Origin of the sequence: Desulfosarcina sp., from assembly GCF_046496365.1 — a bacterium.
Classification (GTDB): Bacteria; Desulfobacterota; Desulfobacteria; order Desulfobacterales; family Desulfosarcinaceae; genus Desulfosarcina.
In genome coordinates this window covers 17,228-34,627 of the sequence record NZ_JAWOHB010000074.1, presented here as the reverse complement: position 1 = coordinate 34,627, position 17,400 = coordinate 17,228, and the positions used below count along the sequence as shown (strand labels likewise).

Sequence of the window (17,400 nt, the reverse complement as noted above, 5' to 3'; positions counted from 1 at the left end):
TTCTCAATCGGGTGTCGGGTCAGCTGCCGTTTTCATTTGGCTGCATGGTTGATTCCAAAATTTTGCTTGGAATCAGATCCACAAGTTCGTTGAACTGTCCGCTCGACAGGCCAAGGCGTGACAGGTGGTCGGTTAGATTTTCCGTGCCCATGCGCTCCAGCTCGAGACCGGAGTGAAACCTGGACATGAGCAGATCCGCCAGATAAACAATGGTGGTCAGGGCGTCGCTGCCCTGGTTCTCTTCCGGCCTGTGGTGAAATCGGATGGCGTTGGCCAGGCAGTCGGGCAGGGACCACCGCCTGGCCAGCAATGCACCCACACGGGTATGATCCATGCCAAGGATTCGGGTCTCCACGTCGATGATTTCTGACTGGCGGTTCTGAAATTCACGGTAGAGCATCGGGTAGGCCCCGGTGATATACTGGTCCAGGACGACCTTGCCGATATCGTGCAAAAGCCCGGCCGTGTAAGCGATGCCGGGCAAGGCTGTTGCGGTCAGGCCGGCAATCTTTTCAGCGAGCCTGGCCGTGCCGATGGCGTGATGGTAAAGGCCCCCTTTGCACAGGCTGTAGCCGTTGCCGCTCTGGCTGAAATAGCTTTGTACGGCAGCGGAGATGACCAGTCGGATAAACAGTTCCTGGCCAAGGAAGACCAGGGCATGATCCAGCGATGCCACATCGTGATGCTTGGTGAACATGGCCGAGTTGCACAACTGGATGGTTCGGGCGCTGATGACCTGATCTTTTTTCACCTCTTCGGCCACTTTATCGATCTCGTAGGCGCCTTCCTCGATGATGCGCAGGACCTTCAGGGCGACCTGGGGTATCGGCTGGATGGATTCGATGGTCTGCTGGACGTCTGCAGCCTGTGGTGACGCCTCGTCGCTGGTCATCCCCACCGCGTCGAACCCGACCGGTTGGATAGCGTATTGCCAGTTCTGCATGTCCAGTTCGATGCAGCAGGTGAAAAAACCGCCCGTCTCCGATCGCACCATCTGAATTCCTTCGGCATTCAGTGTAGCGATCACTTTTTCCGCGGTTCTGCCGCCGATATCCAGATGTATGTCCTGAGGCGTCAATGGGCCCACTAGTGCACCGCCGGCAATTACCGCCTGCATTTTTTTCCGGGTGGCGCCCAGTTCCAGCAGTTTGTTCAAAAACAGCGGCATGCCGGTGGTGGCAAATTTTTCAGGCTGGTCCATGCTTTGGATGCTGACGGGTTCCGGCAACAGCAGGTGGATAAGCCCTCCGACACCGGCGGTGTCATCGAACACGGCCACGCCGACGCAAGTGCCTAAAAATGCCTGAAGCCGGCGGGGTTGGGTGTTGCCCACCTCGAAGGATCCAGAGGCCACATGATAATTCTTTGATATTCCCATTCTGGCCTGCTTTCCATTCACGATAATTTCTAACCGCGAAGCATACCATTAATAACCTATGGTTTTCAACCATGGGATCACCTTTTCCAGATAGTTCCGGTGAACGCAAATCAGCCGGATTCAAGGCATTGGTCATTGACAGGGATGGGGATTTAACTTACAAGCGGGTGTAAAGGTGCGTTTCGCTTAATAGGGAATCCCGTGAGAACCGGGAGCGGTCCCGCCGCTGTAACCCTTCCCCTTTCGTCTGGACGAAAGGGAATCGTTGGGCCATATGCCACTGTCCCGGAATGCCGGTGTGGGAAGGCGCCCGGCGTTTGGGGAAGCCAGAAGACCTGCCTTGCACATGTGCCGGAGAAGCCTTCCTGGAAAAGCGTTCTCGGCCATTTAAATAGTTAAGGGCCAAGTAAACTGGGTGCAACCCTTCAGACCGGAAAACAGGTTTGAAGGGTTTTTTATTGGTTCAGGTAAAATCAAGATTCAACCAGACCCCGGAAGACCCATTTCACAAACGGGTTTTTCAAGCTGTGCCCGCTGGACCGGGTACCGGTTAAAAAATACCCGCAGAGACAGAACAACCATGCCCGACGCATTGTCCCAGAACCCGCCCAAACGCCTCCAGCACCACAGCCGTCTTTTGGTTGTGCTGCTGGCCCTGGCATTGCTGCTGACCATCAGCCTGTCGGCCGGTATGGGCTATCTGAAGATCGCCTGGCTGGATGTGCTGCGGGTTGTGGGCGGCAGCCTGACGGGAAGCGCAGCGTTGACCGCCGGCCTTGACGAATTGACCCGGGTCATCATCATGGAGGTTCGGTTGCCGCGCATTCTTACCGCTGCGGCGGTAGGCGGCGGGCTGGCGCTCTGCGGGGTGGTGTTTCAGGGCATATTGCTCAACCCGCTGGCTGATCCATACACCTTGGGGGTTTCCGCCGGCGCCGCCTTTGGCGCTGCCCTGGCGCTGTTGCTGAACCTGACCGCGGCGGGTATCTACAGCGTACCGGTGTGCGCCTTCATCGGGGCCACCGGTACGCTGCTGCTGGTCATTTACCTTTCTTCCTCCGCAGGTGGGGCCAACGCGAACAACCTTATCCTGTCGGGCATCATTGTGGCGGCCATCCTCTCCGCTGGCATCAGTTACCTGAAGTTCGTGGCCGACGAACAGGTGTCGGTGATTATTTTCTGGCTGATGGGCAGCTTCGCATCCAAAACCTGGACCGATGTGGGCTTGAGCGGCGCTTTCCTGCTCGTCGGCCTGGTGGTATTCGTCTTCTATGCCCGCGACCTGAACCTGCTGTGCCTGGGACGCCGGGCAGCCGCATCTTTGGGGGTGGACGCCCGCCGGGTTCCCTGGATTCTGCTCATCACCGCCTCACTGGTGGCGGCAGCCTGCGTCTCCGTTTCAGGCATCATTGGCTTCGTGGGGCTGCTGGTTCCCCATATGATGCGGGCCCTGGTGGGGCCGGACAACCGGCGCCTGCTCCCCCTTTCCCTTCTGGGTGGAGCGATTCTGCTTCTGTGGGCGGATACGGTGACCCGGGCGGTGCTGCCCCATGAGATCCCCATCGGCGTGCTCACGGCACTGATCGGTGGTCCCTTTTTCTGCTACCTGTTCCGCAAACGCCAGACCGGTACGAGGGGGATCTAAAGGTGGGATTTTCACTTTGCGGAGTTGGATTCGCCCATCCGGGCAAGACCCTTTTCGACGACCTGGATCTGGACCTGCGTGGCGGCTGTTTTACCGGCATCATCGGCCCCAACGGGTGCGGCAAGACCACCTTGCTGGACCTGATCTGCCGGCACCGGGTACCTCATAGGGGTGATCTGCGCTACAAAGATAAACCCCTGGCTGCCTACGGCAAGCGGGCGCTGGCCAGGCAGATCGCGCTGGTGCCCCAGGATTACGGCATCAACTTTCCCTTTACGGTCGAAGAGGTGGTCTTTATGGGGCGTTACCCCCACACCCCGCGGTTCGGTGCACCGTCCGTTGAAGATATGCAGTGGGTGGCGCAGACCATGGCTGACTGTGATGTGCGGGTATTCAAGGATCGTCCCATTACCTCCTTGAGTGGTGGGGAGCGCCAGCGGGTCATTTTTGCGCGGGCGCTGGCCCAAAATACACCGGTGCTGGTTCTGGACGAGGCAACCGCCAACCTGGACGTCTGCCATGCCCTGACGCTCCTGGATCGGGTGGCAGACCTGGTTCAGACTGAAAGACGGACGGTGATTGCCGTGTTTCAGGACCTGAATCTGGCTGCGGCTTACAGTCAGGAGCTGGTTATGCTGAAAGCGGGCCGGGTGGTGGCCGCCGGTCCCACAGAGGATGTGCTGACGCCGCAGAACCTGAAAACAGTATTCAACGTTCAGGCCCGGGTGGCGATTGATGACTTCACCGGACGCCTCCAGGTCCGCTGCAAAAGAACGTGATCGGGGAAATCAGACATTGAAGTGCAAATGGACAATCTGCAGCGTTGTGATCGCCGGGCTGTTTTGGGGTGGTGCCGGCTTTGCCACTGAATTTCAGCTGGATGAATCCGTTTGGAACCAGGGTCCGTATGGCCGCATCATTTCGCTTTACGGTGCTCATACCCAGAACCTGCTGGCCATGGGTGCAGCCGATCGGCTTATCGGCGTCGACGGCCAGTCATCCCGCCTGCCCGGAGCCGAAGGACTGCCGATTTATTCCTATCACGACGACCCGGAGCGGTTTCTGGCCGCCCGTCCGGACCTGGTCCTGATCAGGCCCATGATCGAACGCGGGTACGCACGGCTGGTGCAGCGGTTGGAAAAAAGCGCAATCCAGGTGGTGTCGCTGCAGCCTACCAGCGTGGATCAACTGGAGGAATACTGGCGGATTCTTGGCACGCTCTGCGGTCGGGAAGCGCAGGCCGACGACATGGTTCGTACTTTCAAGATGGCGGTGCACGATTTCAAACGTCTGGCTGCGCAGGTCGAGAATCCCCAGCGGGTCTATTTCGAGGCCATTCACAGCAAAATGAAAACGTTTGCACCGCAGGCCATGGCCATCTTTGCCCTGGAAACCGCCGGTGGAATCAATGTGGCCACGGATGCCCCGGTAAGGGCTGACAACAACATCGCCGTATACGGCAAGGAGCGGCTGCTGTCGCATGCCGCCGAGATCGATGTTTTTCTGTCCCAACACGGCGCCATGAACCAGGTTCCCGTGGAGGTGATCCGGTCGGAACCGGGATTTGGTGCCATTTCGGCAGTCAAATCGGAACGCGTCTACCTGGTCGATGAGGCGATCGTCTCACGGCCGACACTGGGGCTGCTCAGGGGCATCTATCGTATCGGCTGTCTGCTCTACCCGCAAATCTACTGTGAGGCAGGCCGGCGGATTCTGCGTTCAGCCGGCGTGAGCGACTGAAAACCCCCACCGCGCTGCCCAGGAAGGACATTGTCATCAAAGGTATCGTCATCGCCGGCACCCACAGCGGGGCAGGCAAAACCACTGTCACGTTAGGATTGATGGCGGCGCTTGCCGCCCGGGGATACACGGTCGCACCCTTCAAGGTGGGACCTGATTTTATCGATCCCGGCCACCACAGCCGCATCACCGGACGGACCAGCCGGAATTTGGACGGCTGGATGCTTTCGAAAGCCTACAACCTGGAGACCTTTGTCAGAAACACAGCCGGTGCCGATATGGCTGTGGTGGAAGGGGTGATGGGCCTTTTCGACGGCTTCGACGGCCGCAGCGAGGCCGGCTCCACCGCCCAGATGGCCAAGTGGCTCGGGCTTCCGGTGTTGCTGGTGGTGGGGGCACGTTCGATGGCCCGCAGCGCCGCCGCGCTGGTCAAGGGATTCGAAGGCTTCGACGATGGGCTCGCTTTTGCCGGTGTGCTGTTCAACCATCTGGGCAGCGAGCGCCACTTCACCTACCTGAAAGAGGCCATGGGTGGGCATGTAAGTATGCCGGTGCTTGGTGGTTTGATGCGCGATGCGGCCATCGCCTTTCCCGAGCGGCATCTGGGGCTGGTGACCTGGGAGGATCACGATCTGTCTCCGGACAGTCACGCGCGTTTGGCCGGGTTGATCGAAAATCAGCTGGATCTTGACCGGTTGATTCAGCGGCTGCCTGATATTGATTTCCAAGCGAAGCCGCCCGGTCCTGCAACCGTTGGGAACAGGTCCGGTGTGCGCATTGGTGTCGCCCGGGATGCCGCTTTCTGCTTTTACTATGCGGATAACCTGGAGCTTCTCCAGGCGGCCGGCGCCCGACTGGTTTTTTTCTCACCGCTGGCTGACAGCCGACTGCCGGAAGGCCTGGATGGTCTCTACTTCGGCGGCGGCTATCCGGAGCTGCATGCAGGCGCATTGGCCGAAAACCGCCTGATGCGACAGGAGATTCGGGAATCGAGCCGGATGAACATGCCCGTATACGGTGAGTGTGGCGGATTCATGTACCTATGCCGTGAAATGGGCGACCTTGACGGTAATGTTTTTCCCATGTGCGGCTGCCTGCCTTTTGCCATCCGTATGCTGGACCGGCTCAAGGCCCTGGGGTACCGGAAAATCATTCAGACCCGGGCCACGCTCCTGGGACCGGCCGGGCAGTCCATGCGGGGGCATGAATTTCATTACTCCACCATGATTGATGGGACCGCCGATGTCTCTGGCGCCTATCGGATGACCGACCGCGCCGGCGTGGAAGCGGCGACCGAAGGTTTTTGGGTTGGCCAGACGCTGGGCAGTTATGTGCACCTTCATTTTGGCAGCTGTCCACAGGCAGCCACCCATTTCGTGAACACCTGCGGACGGTGGCGGGCTGAAAAAAAGAAAAATAAAGGGACTACTTATGAAACCCCATGAGATTGAGCAGTTGAGTTTTCAGACAATCGACGGCGAGGCTGGCGATCACGGATTCTCAGCCGAACAATGGCCGGTGGTGCGCCGGGTGATTCATACCAGCGCTGATTTTGAGTGGCAGCAGATGATCCGTCTGCATCCGCAGGCCATCGCCAGCGGCGTGGCCGCCCTCCGCAGCGGCTGCGCCATCTTTACCGATACCCACATGGCCCGTGTGGGTATCCGCCAGCGGGATCTGGCGCGGTTCGGGGGCAGGGTGGTCTGTTATATGACCGATGAACGGGTGGCCGAGACGGCATCCCGGGAGGGCATTACGCGGGCCAGGGCGGCCGTGAACGTGGCTGCTCCGGAACTCAATGGCGGCATCTACGTGGTGGGCAACGCCCCCACGGCCCTGCTGCGGCTGATTGAACTCATCCACCAGGGCAAGGCCCGGCCCGCGCTGGTGGTGGGGCTGCCGGTGGGGTTTGTTAACGCCGCCGAATCCAAGGCCCTGCTGCTGGCGTGCGATGTGCCCTCTATTACCAACGTCGGCCGCAAAGGGGGGTCCAATGTGGCTGCAGCCGTGGTGAACGCGCTGATTATCATGGCCGGTGAGGAGCCATAGTGCGGCATCGTTTTTTCTGCTTTTAAACGGACATAAAAAAACAGGCGACACCATGAACACTATCCATTACGGAACGCTATACGGCATCGGCGTGGGGCCGGGTGATCCAGACCTGATTCCCCTCAAAGCGCTAAAGATCATCCAACGGGTTGCGCTGATCTTCGCGGCATCATCGACAAAAAATAGTCACAGTCAGGCTGTCACGATTGCCGCCCCGCACATCCCGGAAACCAGTGAGGTGAGACTTCTGCCTTTTCCCATGACCAAGAACCAGATCGAAAAAGAGGCCTGCTGGCAGGCCCACGCACGCACCATCATTGCCGAGTTGGAAAAGGGGCGCGATGTGGCTTTCCTCACCCTGGGAGACTCGCTGACCTACGCCACCTACGGCTATGTGCTCAAGTACGTGCTTGCCCTGGCGCCTGACGCACCGGTGGTCACCGTTCCCGGGATTACCGCCTATCAGGCTGCCGCCGCCCGGATCAACCGGCCCCTGGTGGAAGGGGAGGAATCGCTGCTGGTGTTGTCCGGGGTGGAGGGCGGCCACCGCCTGCGACTGCTTTCCGAAACCGTGGACAACGTGGTTTTCATGAAAGCCTACCGCAATGTCGGGGACATCACCGATGCCCTGGCGGAAAAGCACATGCTTGACAACAGTGTGGCCGTGGCCAACTGCTGCATGGCAGATGAAGAGGTGATCGAAGACATCAAAACTTTGAAAAAGCGCAAACCGGGATACTGGACCCTGATCCTGGCCAAAAAGAACCACAACCATGAAGCCCACTGAGCCGGGGTTGCCATACAAATCGATGGCTGTTTCTATAGTCATATCCCTTCTGGTGGTTGCCTGGGGGGTGTTGAACCTGGAAACGCTTACCGCCGATCGGTTGACGGTGCGTCTGTTATGGCCGTTGCTGCGTCTGCTGGTGTTCATCACCCTGGGGCTGGTGGTGGGGCATATCATCGAATCCACCGGATGGACCCGGCACCTGGCGGTGGTGGCGGCTCCTCTGTTCCGTTTCAGCAACCTGGGTGACCGCTGTTCGGCCGCTTTCACGACCTCATTTTTTTCAGGTGTGGCCGCAAACGCCATGCTGTGGGAGTTTTTCAAGGAAGAGAAGATTACCCGCCGGCAACTTTTTCTGGGCAATCTCATGAACCAGTTGCCGGCCTATTTCCTTCACCTTCCCACCACTTTTTTCATTGTCATCCCCCTTACCGGCTGGGCCGGAGCGCTCTACTTTCTGCTTACCTTTACGGCACAAGTGTTCAGAACGCTGATGGTGGTGATCTATGGCCGCATGTTCTGCCGATCAGATTCCATTTCCGGGGCGATTGCCGATCGGATCAATCAGACGGAAAGACCTGCACGGAAAAGGGCGGCAATGGTTGCCAGCATGAAAAAACGGCTGCCCGGGCGGCTGGTCCGCATTGCCCTGTATGTGATTCCGATTTATACGCTGGTGTTCATGGCCAGCGCCATGGGCGGGTTTGATGCGGCCCGGGATTGGCTGGCCCGTTTCGTGGTCACCAGCGTGCTGCCGGTGGAATCTTTGTCGGTAATCATCTTTAGCTTTGCCGCTGAATTCACTTCCGGCTTCGCTGCCGCCGGCGCCCTGATGGAGGCAGGGGTGTTGACCATCAAACAAACCGTGATCGCTCTGCTGGCGGGGAATGTGGTGGCGTTTCCCATCCGCGCCCTGCGACACCAGCTGCCGCACTACATGGGCATCTTCTCACCGGCCATGGGAGTTCAATTGCTGCTTCTCGGCCAGGGGCTGCGGGTTGTCAGCCTGGTGATCGTCGGCGTGGGTTATTATCTCTTTTTTTAGGGGCGGCCGCGGGAGTAAATGGGCCTGCCTTTATGCTGAACCGCGGTAGCGAGCGCATTCCCCGCGGCTTGCCGCGGGGAGGGTTCAACAACATTTTTTGAGCTTCAACCCAAGGGTGGATCGATGATCGAACTGTCAAAAGAAGTGATGGCCGGCCAGCGCTTGATGGTGGGCTTCGACGGCACCGGCTTCAACGATGACCTGAAATTTCTCATCGGCTGCCTGCGGGTAGGGGGGCTGATTCTCTTCTCCCGCAACCTGGATACACCGGCCCAGATCCGGCAGTTGTGTCGTGAATGCCAGGAATACGCAGGCAGGTGCGGATTGCCGCCGCTGTTTATTTCCATCGACCAGGAGGGCGGGCAGGTGGCCCGGCTCAAACCGCCTTTTTCCCAGTTTAGGGGAAATCCGGCCATGAAGCATCCCCGGGATGCCGTTCAATTCGCACGGGTTACAGCCAAAGAACTGAAGGATATGGGCATCAACATGAACATGTCGCCGGTGCTGGATGTCGTTCCCCAAGGGTTGAACAGCATCATGGCCGGCCGTGCCTTCGGCAGCGACCCAGCCTGGGTCTCCACCATGGGCATGACGGTAATCGATCATCTTCAACAGTGCGGGGTCATGGCGGTGGCCAAGCATTTTCCCGGCATCGGTCGTACCGTTGTGGACAGCCACCTGGCGCTGCCGGACCTGGATACGGAAAAGGATGATCTGACCGGTTTCGACCTGATTCCCTTCAAGGCTGCCATCGCCGGCAATGTGGCCGGCATCATGCTCTCCCATATCCGTTACACCGGCATCGATCCGATATGGCCGGCCAGCTTGAGTCCGGCGATTACAAAAGATCTGCTGCGCCTGGAAATGGGCTATCAAGGTGTCGTGATGACCGACGATCTGGATATGGGAGCCATCAAACCCAGCCACCCCATCGACACCGCCATCGGCCAGATCATGGCTGCCGATGTGGACATCGCGCTCATCTGCCACAAAGGCCCGGATATTGAAGCGGCCTGTGAAAAGATCCGCAAATCACTGGTTGACGAGCCCGATCTCAGGCAGATGGGACAGCGGTCGGTGGAGCGGATTCTGCGGCTGAAAAACACCTACTTGGCCGGGAGTTGGCCATCGAGATAAGTGCATCCCAGTAGACAGCACCGCCTCGCAATGCACGCAATAACCGTAGTCGCCGGAACCTATACGGTCCAGTGCGGTCCGGGTGCGTTGTTGTTCCATCTCCAGGAGACGTCCGGCCGCCTGAGCCATTTCCTGCGGCTGCAAACTGATCCTGTTCATCCATCGCAGTCAGCCGTGTCAACCGGATTGCCTGCACCGAGGAGAAGTCGGATTTCACCGGGTCGCCGCCGGCGCTTGCTTGCCATTGCGATATACTGTATTCAGCAGGCGGTAGAGAAGTCATCCTAACGACACGGAGCATAAATGGGCATCGCCACCGACATCATCATGCTTGTTGTAGCCGCATTTTTTTTCGGGCTGCTGATGCAGCGTCTGGGTCAACCCATCATCCTGGGTTACATCGCCGCCGGGGTTTTCCTGGGCCCGCATACGGGGGGCCTGACGGTCTCCCATATCCACGAGATCGAACTGCTTGCCGAAATCGGCATTGCGCTGCTGCTGTTTGCCCTCGGTCTCGAATTTTCTCTTAAGGATCTCAAACCAGTCAAAATGATCGCCCTGGTGGGGACGCCGATCCAAATGGCCGTGACCATCGGTCTCGGGTTTGGCATCGGGCTTTTGATGGGATGGGATTGGAAGCCATCGCTATGGTTGGGCGCCCTGATCTCTCTGTCCAGCACCATGGTGCTGCTCAAAACGCTGATGAACCAGGGCTGGTTGGGAACCATCTCCAGCAAGGTGATGATCGGGATGCTGATCGTCCAAGACCTGGCGGTTATCCCCATGATGATCATCCTTCCCCAGTTGAACAACCCGGCATTGGGAGTTCCGGCAATCGGCTTGGCGGCGCTCAAGGCCGGCGCATTCCTGGCCGGAATGGTCCTGCTGGGAACCAGATGGCTGCCGCGGCTGATGGCGCACATCGCAAGGCTGAACTCGAGGGAGCTTTTTATCCTGGCCATCACCGCCATCGGACTTGGGATCGGTTATGTCACGCATCTGGTCGGGCTCTCCTTCGCCTTCGGCGCATTTGTGGCCGGCATGGTTCTAAGCGAATCCGATTATGGCCACCAGGCCCTGAGCGACATTATCCCCTTGCGGGATCTTTTCGGGCTGCTCTTTTTTACATCGGTGGGCATGCTGTTCGACCCGGCATTTATGCTGGATCACATCCGGCAGGTCATCTTTGTGGTAATGGCCGTGTGTATCGGCAAAGGACTCATCTTCGCGTTGATCTCAAGGCTGTTCAACTATCGCAATGTCATCCCTCTGGCCGTTGGCCTGGGCCTGTTTCAAATCGGCGAGTTTTCCTTCGTTCTGGCCAGGGTGGGGATGTCGACCGGTTCCATCAGCAATGACCTTTACGCCCTGGTATTGACCGCGGCGATCCTGACCATGGTGCTCACGCCGTTGGTTTCAGGCCAGACAACCAGGCTGTATGCCTTCAAAAAGCGCTGGTTCCGCCATGAGGTGCTCGAGTCGTCCAACATCCCGGACGAGGGCTATAGCGGCCATGTCGTCATCATCGGCGGTGGTCGCGTGGGCTTCCAGATCGCACAGGTATTCAAGCGGTTGAATCTCCGGTTTGTCATCGTCGAGCTTGACCACCGGCGCTTTGAAGAGGCCAGGCAAGCCGGGATGGCTGTCGTTTATGGGGATGCTGGCCAGGAGATCGTTCTTGAGGCCGCCGGGATCCAAGCGGCGACCCTCCTGATCGTGACCCTGCCCGCGCTGGTGACAGCCAGATCGGTCATTGTTCAGTCAACGCGGCTGAACAAGCGCCTCAAAATCGTTGCACGAACCTCCGGTCGGGATTATTTCAGCCTGTTGAAGGAGTTAGGGGTTTCGGAAGTGGTTTTGCCGGAATTCGAGGCCAGCCTGGAGATGACCCGCCGGTCGCTTCTCCACCTCCAGGTCCCGCCGATGGAGGTTCAACGTCACACGGATACCATTCGGCAGGAACTCTATGGAGATTTGTTCAACAATGACGATGATTACCGCGTGCTGTCCCACCTTCGCGGCGCAGAACAGCAGTTTGACCTGCAATGGATACGTATCGCTGAGGAAAGTCCAATTGTACATCAGTCGATCGGTGAAAGCCAGATACGCAAAAAAACCGGTGCATCCGTGGTGGGCGTTGTTCGCGGGGGACGGCTCATGCCCAATCCCGATGCGGATTTCGTTTTACATCCGGATGACCTGGTCGCCATTATCGGGGGTGAGGAACATCGAAAGAACTTCGCGTTGATGAGTGCTCAGGCATGACTGGATGGGCCATTGCGGCCACTGGCGGGAGCACCTGAACGTTGCCTTCCTTTATGGGTTTGGTTCCTCCGTCTGTTTCCCGGAGGCAACCGGCAAGAGATTCTCTGTGTCTTTCAAAAGCTGTGCCTGTTGTGCCTGCCCCTCGATGACGACGGCTTCGCTGTATAACCCGGCTTCCGCCTTGGTGGACACCGCATCGCGCGCTTCTTGCCGCAATTGCGCCGGAGGTCGCTTTCTCGGCACAGCGCCTTGCACATCCGTCGGTTTTCCATCTATCACGGAGACGGGGACGCCTTGAGGAAACACCACCTCGCGGGCCTCGTCAGGCATTGAGATGCCACGATTCTGAAAGGCGCGTTTGACCAGCCGGATCACCGAAGAGCGCACCTTCAGCCAACTGTGCGTGCGACCGTTGAGCCAAAAGAAGACGCGCAGGTTAACCGTGGACCTTCCCAGGCTGTCCACGAGCACCGAGGGCTCGGGGTCGTTCAGGACGGCTGGGTGGTTTGCCAGCACCTCGCGTGCAATCTCCTGGGCCTCGTCGATCGCGTCGTCGTAACCGATACCGACCAAAAACTCCTCGCGCCGGTTGGCATTGGTCGTGAAATTGCGCAGGTTGCTCCTGTAAAGGATGGCGTTTGGGACCTGCACGAGATTCCCGTCGAGGGTCATCAGGATCGTCACGCGCATGTTCAACTGCTGCACGTACCCTATCTCGCCGGACACCTCGACCAGGTCGCCGGTCTCGAACGGCCGCTGCAGGCTTAGAAAAATGCTGGCCAGGAAGTTCTCGGTAATTTCCCGGAATGCAATGCCGACGATTAAACCGACCAGGCCGGTGCCGCCGACCACCGTCAATGCCAATTGGGTCAGACCGGAGACTCTCAGGATGAGATAGACGCCCCAGAGGAAGACGATCCCACCCACCCCACGCGCGATCACATTTTGCAGGAGCCTCGTCCGAATGCGTCGGCGCAGGAACGCACGGGATCCTCTTGCTGCCAGCAGGCCGGCAATCCAGGAGAGCGTCAGGATGAGCAGCCCAAACACAATAAAAGGAAGTGCGCGGATAAAATCGCGCCATAATATCGACAGTCCACTCGACGCCGAACTGAAATCCCACGCCGACGGCTCGCGTACCGCCATGCGGTTGACCACCGCTACGACGTCCTGGGTATTGCGCGCCAGATCGCCGGCCCATTTCTTGAGCTCATCGGAGGCCACCTGACCGTTGAGAAAGACGACACCTTCCTCAACCCTGACCTGTGGGTCGGTGAACCAGTCGGTGGCCTGCAGTACCTTCTGGAGTCGCCTGTGGATCTCTTCATCGCGCGCAACGGGGTTTACATCAACCTTTGAGGGTGCCGGGGAGAGCTCTTCCTGGGCGGGTGTGGTCAGTTTCTGTGGTCCGACCACTTTGCCGACAGGTTCCTGTGCCATGGCCGTCAGGGTCAACAGGCCATACACCGCAACGATTAAAATTGCCCACGCAACCATTTTGGAGCAATGGTATGTGGGTCGCTGCACGGGAACACGCGCCATGAACCTCGACAAATCACGGTTTTTCCATCGGTGCCTGCCCGAAGGAGGGGTTGTTTTCTTCATGTTTGCTCCTGCTTATCCACTGTCGGTTTGCCAGGATCTTCCAGCGTCCATGGATCGACGTTTTCGACAAAGGCCTGGCAGTTCTTCCCCGCCTCCCGAAGATCCCTGCCGAACTGGCAGCCTCTAAATATTCCAGAAATTTTTCACGGTCGCCAAGGCTGTTGAAGAGGCCTTCGCCGGCATTGCCGTGATTGATGATGTGGTAAAATGCGCCTGGAAATTCTACGCGCAATGGCCTGGCCAGGATAGGGAACCTTTGGGAAGGGTGAAACCACCGGGCAGCCTATCCGCCCTGATCGGGTATCTGTAATCTGAAGATACCAAACCAGTCAATAATGAATAATTAAGATGCGACCCCAATCATTAAAACAAGCGCTTACAATCGTCGGGATGGAAGTGGCGGGTCGTGAGGCACCTTAGCCAAGAGCCAAAATTCAATCAAGGAAATAATGGCTTCGATAGGTTGCGCTGCACCGATCCTTCCCAGAGCCGGCATGATCGCAAAAAGGGAGCATCCGCTTTTTACGGGCCGCCGGCCACCGCGGATGAGTCGACATATTCAAAGATCCGGTTGAAGATACGCTGTCGCAATTCCCGGCTCTCATTGGCCAGCTGGTGATTCGCGTTTTCGATCCGTTCAATTTCCAGAGGGCTGATTTTTGACTTCAGGAAGCCGAGATTATACTGCCAGTCAACGATGGCATCGTCGCGGCCCTGTATGACCAGCACCGGCTTTGAAATAACGCCGTAGGACTGTATTCTCCGGTTCCATGCATGCAGGGCGTCCAGGAATCGAACGCACAAACGTGTATTCTGGAGGGGGTCATTGCGGGTAAATTCGACAAAGGTTTCGTCCGAGGAGTTTCGCCTGTTCGCCCTGGGTATTGTTTCGACGAACGGCTTGAGCAGATGATAGCCTGCGGTTGACAGGCGCCAGTGGGCATTGCGAACCAGGGGTGCCAACAGGATGATCTTATCAAAAACGATGCGTGGGGCATGGTTCAGGTATTCATAGGCGATCGCACCGCCGGTGCTGTGGGCGGCCAGATGAAAGGGTGGCGGCAGGACCTGGCCGCAGCGGTTGATGAAATCGTTAAGCACGGCCACATATTCCGAAAAATCGTTGATGCAGCCCCTCTGGCCGGATGACAGGCCATGCCCGGGCAGGTCGAATGCGGCAACGGCAAAGCCTTTTTGCAGGCAGGCCTGGATCAGGCTTTTCAAGGTTCCGGAATGATCGAAGTATCCGTGCATCAGGAAAAATGTGCCCGCCGGATCGGCTGGAACCCATACGTGGCCGGCGATCAGATGGTTGCCGGATGGGAAGCTACCGAAATGATGGATCACATCTTCAAAATCAAGACCGTAGAATCGGAAATAATCGACCATGCGTTCCGCTTGTCCAGGCACCGCCGCAAAATCGAGTTCGGGCATCGTCCGGCTGACTTTTTCAATATCCAGACGCTGGCCGTCGGGTGCATGCGCCATTTGATCACCGGGGCCGAACAAACCGGCGATCAGAATCAGTGACAGGATACCTGAAAGCAGGCTGGTTGGCGTGAAAAAGCGCTGTGCGTTGGTAAGCTTCACGGCTGTCGAGCCCTATACTGCAGCAGGTATGGCGTTCGAATGCCACGCGTATGCCTTCCCCCGGCGGATGCCCAAAAGCAAAAAGGCCGCCACCGGATCAATACCGGCGGCGGCCCAGAGCAATCGGCAACCCGGCTCAATTCAGGCTGATTTTTTGAGAAAATGCGCGTCCAGGGCCTTGTGCAGGGTTTTGACGGCCAGTTGGATACAGTGGTGCTTTTTAACGGGAATCTCCTCCAGCACCTTGAAAACGGTGCCGTCATCGATGGTGCGGGCAAATTCCAGGCTCTTGCCTTTGATCAGATCCACCACCGCCATGGCGGCCGAGATGGCGCCGGCGCAGCCCATCACCTGATACTTTGCCTCCCCGACCACCCCATTGTTCATCTTGATGTAGATACCCATTGTGTCTCCGCAGGTACCGGTCATTTCGGAGGTGATGTCCGCATCGGGGATATGGCCCATGTAGGGTTTGTCGATATAATAATTGATGGCTGTGTCGGAGTAGCCGGATGCAGTCAGCATCTCTTGAATGGCTTTGGTTTCAGCTGACCGTGCTGCATGGATCTTTGTCATGTCCCGTTCCTTCGAGGTCCTGTTGGTTCTCTTTTTCTCCAGAGAAAACGAATAGACCTTTCTGGGACGGGTGTCAAGAAGCGGCATAAAAATTCAACCGCCTGACCTCCGCAAAGGATCAGGCCATGAGTCGGAGGCGCTCCTGATCCAGGATGCAGTTGCCGATACGAGTCACCAGCTTTAATCCCAGCCCCTGATCATCCTGTCGGACCACCCTGCCGGTGACCTTCAGCGGTGCTGCACCGGGAAAAACGACGGTTCCCCGGACGATGCGCAAACCGCCTGCTGCGGCGTCCGGCTGCAAACGCATGCCGGTGGTGCTCAGGTCGAGGATGGAAATCGTCCGATCTTCAATCGAAAGCACGAGCCGTTGATCGATCGGGTAGACAATGCGCGGGTGTTGCCGCCTTTCCGCGGTTCCTCGGGCGGCGCCCGCCGACACCGCTCTCGTGCAGTCAACCGGAATCGATTCCTGTTTTCTGGCGTTGAGAGCCGCCTCGATTGCAAGCAATTCGGACATGATCTGTTGTCGGCAAGCCGATTCATCTTTGTCCAGCGCCATGGATGGGCCCGGTCCGACACCGGACACGGGGCCGGGATAATCATGTTCCCGCGATCGGGTTCTCAGTCCGTCCACTTCAGCCCTGGCACCCTGAAAAAGCGCCAAGCGGTTGCGGGTTTCCAAAAATGTCTGGGTCAAGGTTTTCAACCGGGTCTTGGCCGTTTCCAGCCGGTCTTCGGCGCAGATTACTTCAGCGGCGGCCGCCTCTTCTGATTTGCCAAGGCGTCCGACCTCCTTTCGGGCCTTGTCTGCTTCGGCACCGGCCTCCATGGCCGCCCGTCTGGCCGCGACGACCCGGTTGCGGGCACGTTCGGCCAGGGCCATGGCGTCATCCATGGCCCGCTTGGCCTCTATTTCCAGCAGCAGCGACCGGGTTCTGTATGATTTTGCAGCCACAACAGCATTGATTCTTTCCTGTTTGGTCATTGCATAGCGTCGACTGGCTTGCGCCGCCGACGCCACGGCTGACGCCACCGCCTGGTGGGCATCAGGAAGGGCCAATTCCGTCTTCTCCAGGCACCGGGAGGTGATGGAGACCGCATCTTCAACGGTTTGGCTTTGCGTTGCACACTGGGATGCCTGCCCATCGAGGGCCGAAGCCTTGTCCACGTCAGCTGAAAAGTTAATCGTAAAGTGAAGGTCGGTTGATTGCCGCGTCCCCACGGCAAGGCAAGGGTCTGCGTGACCGGACAGATGGGCAACCGATTTTTCATAGGCGCAGGTCAGCAGCGCCATGTCCGCCTGCCGGTCCTCAAGGCCCTTGCCTCCGGCATCCTGGTGAAACCGGTCAATCCTGCGGTGCAGACAGGCATAGGCCTGGTTTGCGTCATCGATGGTCGCATCCGGGGGCAGATCAAGCAGTTTCAGGCTCGCTTCCAGCCCCATGTCTTCCTTGGCTTTAAAAAACGGCATCGTGGCATCCTGCAAGTGGGTTGGCTTTAAAACGGTTGAAGGCCATGGTCATATCGGCAACCGGGATTACAAGTTTCATGCCATGCAAAGACAACGACCCGATCGAACC

14 protein-coding genes and 1 riboswitch are annotated in these 17,400 nt (G+C 58.1%); of the genes, 9 read left to right on the top strand and 5 right to left on the bottom strand.

What is annotated here, in order from left to right; genetic code table 11:
* Positions 1-19: 19 nt before the first annotated feature.
* Positions 20-1,378, bottom strand: a complete 1,359-nt coding sequence (locus R6V78_RS06410) for an HDOD domain-containing protein (RefSeq protein ID WP_410288508.1) — start codon at positions 1,376-1,378, stop codon at positions 20-22.
* 156 nt (positions 1,379-1,534) lie between these two features.
* Positions 1,535-1,736: riboswitch (cobalamin riboswitch) on the top strand.
* A gap of 222 nt (positions 1,737-1,958) precedes the next feature.
* On the opposite strand from R6V78_RS06410, the gene R6V78_RS06405 reads away from it, so the two are divergent.
* From R6V78_RS06405 to R6V78_RS06365, 9 genes are all read left to right on the top strand, one after another.
* Positions 1,959-3,023 carry a FecCD family ABC transporter permease gene (locus tag R6V78_RS06405; protein ID WP_410288507.1) on the top strand — a complete coding sequence of 355 codons (1,065 nt, stop codon included), beginning with the start codon at positions 1,959-1,961 and terminating at the stop codon, positions 3,021-3,023.
* 2 nt (positions 3,024-3,025) lie between these two features.
* Complete coding sequence (locus R6V78_RS06400; protein ID WP_410288506.1) at positions 3,026-3,802, top strand: ABC transporter ATP-binding protein; 777 nt, start codon at positions 3,026-3,028, stop codon at positions 3,800-3,802.
* Positions 3,803-3,818: 16 nt separating this feature from the next.
* Positions 3,819-4,763: an ABC transporter substrate-binding protein gene (locus R6V78_RS06395; RefSeq protein ID WP_410288505.1), complete on the top strand. Its 945-nt coding sequence runs from the start codon at positions 3,819-3,821 to the stop codon at positions 4,761-4,763.
* Positions 4,760-6,208, top strand: coding sequence for a cobyrinate a,c-diamide synthase (locus tag R6V78_RS06390; protein WP_410288523.1), 1,449 nt, complete (start codon positions 4,760-4,762; stop codon positions 6,206-6,208). Before R6V78_RS06395 ends, R6V78_RS06390 begins: the two co-directional genes overlap by 4 nt.
* Positions 6,195-6,812: a precorrin-8X methylmutase gene (locus R6V78_RS06385; protein WP_410288504.1), complete on the top strand. Its 618-nt coding sequence runs from the start codon at positions 6,195-6,197 to the stop codon at positions 6,810-6,812. Before R6V78_RS06390 ends, R6V78_RS06385 begins: the two co-directional genes overlap by 14 nt.
* 52 nt (positions 6,813-6,864) lie before the next feature.
* A complete protein-coding gene (cobI, locus tag R6V78_RS06380; RefSeq protein ID WP_410288503.1) occupies positions 6,865-7,599 on the top strand; it encodes a precorrin-2 C(20)-methyltransferase in 735 nt (244 codons plus the stop codon).
* The gene (locus tag R6V78_RS06375; RefSeq protein ID WP_410288502.1) at positions 7,586-8,644 is read left to right on the top strand and encodes a nucleoside recognition protein; all 1,059 of its coding nucleotides are present in this window, start codon (positions 7,586-7,588) and stop codon (positions 8,642-8,644) included. Before cobI ends, R6V78_RS06375 begins: the two co-directional genes overlap by 14 nt.
* A gap of 123 nt (positions 8,645-8,767) precedes the next feature.
* Positions 8,768-9,781 (top strand): glycoside hydrolase family 3 N-terminal domain-containing protein, encoded by a 1,014-nt coding sequence (locus tag R6V78_RS06370; RefSeq protein ID WP_410288501.1) that lies wholly within the window; start codon positions 8,768-8,770, stop codon positions 9,779-9,781.
* A gap of 303 nt (positions 9,782-10,084) precedes the next feature.
* Positions 10,085-12,046 (top strand): cation:proton antiporter, encoded by a 1,962-nt coding sequence (locus R6V78_RS06365; RefSeq protein ID WP_410288500.1) that lies wholly within the window; start codon positions 10,085-10,087, stop codon positions 12,044-12,046.
* Positions 12,047-12,097: 51 nt separating this feature from the next.
* On the opposite strand, the gene R6V78_RS06360 is transcribed toward R6V78_RS06365, so the two are convergent.
* The 4 genes from R6V78_RS06360 to R6V78_RS06345 all read right to left on the bottom strand — a co-directional run bounded on the left by R6V78_RS06360 (position 12,098) and on the right by R6V78_RS06345 (position 17,291).
* Positions 12,098-13,651 (bottom strand): mechanosensitive ion channel domain-containing protein, encoded by a 1,554-nt coding sequence (locus tag R6V78_RS06360; protein ID WP_410288499.1) that lies wholly within the window; start codon positions 13,649-13,651, stop codon positions 12,098-12,100.
* A 522-nt stretch (positions 13,652-14,173) separates the two neighbouring features.
* Positions 14,174-15,241: an alpha/beta hydrolase gene (locus R6V78_RS06355; protein WP_410288498.1), complete on the bottom strand. Its 1,068-nt coding sequence runs from the start codon at positions 15,239-15,241 to the stop codon at positions 14,174-14,176.
* 141 nt (positions 15,242-15,382) lie between these two features.
* Positions 15,383-15,817 carry an iron-sulfur cluster assembly scaffold protein gene (locus R6V78_RS06350; RefSeq protein ID WP_410288497.1) on the bottom strand — a complete coding sequence of 145 codons (435 nt, stop codon included), beginning with the start codon at positions 15,815-15,817 and terminating at the stop codon, positions 15,383-15,385.
* A 118-nt stretch (positions 15,818-15,935) separates the two neighbouring features.
* Complete coding sequence (locus tag R6V78_RS06345) at positions 15,936-17,291, bottom strand: PilZ domain-containing protein (RefSeq protein ID WP_410288496.1); 1,356 nt, start codon at positions 17,289-17,291, stop codon at positions 15,936-15,938.
* Positions 17,292-17,400: the final 109 nt, after the last annotated feature.

Excerpts from the sequence above, each read along its gene's own strand:
- R6V78_RS06410 (WP_410288508.1), bottom strand. The coding sequence starts at position 1,378 with ATGGGAATATCAAAGAATTATCATGTGGCCTCTGGATCCTTCGAGGTG.
- cobI (WP_410288503.1), top strand. The coding sequence starts at position 6,865 with ATGAACACTATCCATTACGGAACGCTATACGGCATCGGCGTGGGGCCG.
- R6V78_RS06360 (WP_410288499.1), bottom strand. The coding sequence starts at position 13,651 with ATGAAGAAAACAACCCCTCCTTCGGGCAGGCACCGATGGAAAAACCGT.
- R6V78_RS06365 (WP_410288500.1), top strand. The coding sequence starts at position 10,085 with ATGGGCATCGCCACCGACATCATCATGCTTGTTGTAGCCGCATTTTTT.
- R6V78_RS06345 (WP_410288496.1), bottom strand. The coding sequence starts at position 17,291 with ATGCCGTTTTTTAAAGCCAAGGAAGACATGGGGCTGGAAGCGAGCCTG.
- R6V78_RS06370 (WP_410288501.1), top strand. The coding sequence starts at position 8,768 with ATGATCGAACTGTCAAAAGAAGTGATGGCCGGCCAGCGCTTGATGGTG.
- R6V78_RS06350 (WP_410288497.1), bottom strand. The coding sequence starts at position 15,817 with ATGACAAAGATCCATGCAGCACGGTCAGCTGAAACCAAAGCCATTCAA.
- R6V78_RS06405 (WP_410288507.1), top strand. The coding sequence starts at position 1,959 with ATGCCCGACGCATTGTCCCAGAACCCGCCCAAACGCCTCCAGCACCAC.
- R6V78_RS06385 (WP_410288504.1), top strand. The coding sequence starts at position 6,195 with ATGAAACCCCATGAGATTGAGCAGTTGAGTTTTCAGACAATCGACGGC.
- R6V78_RS06375 (WP_410288502.1), top strand. The coding sequence starts at position 7,586 with ATGAAGCCCACTGAGCCGGGGTTGCCATACAAATCGATGGCTGTTTCT.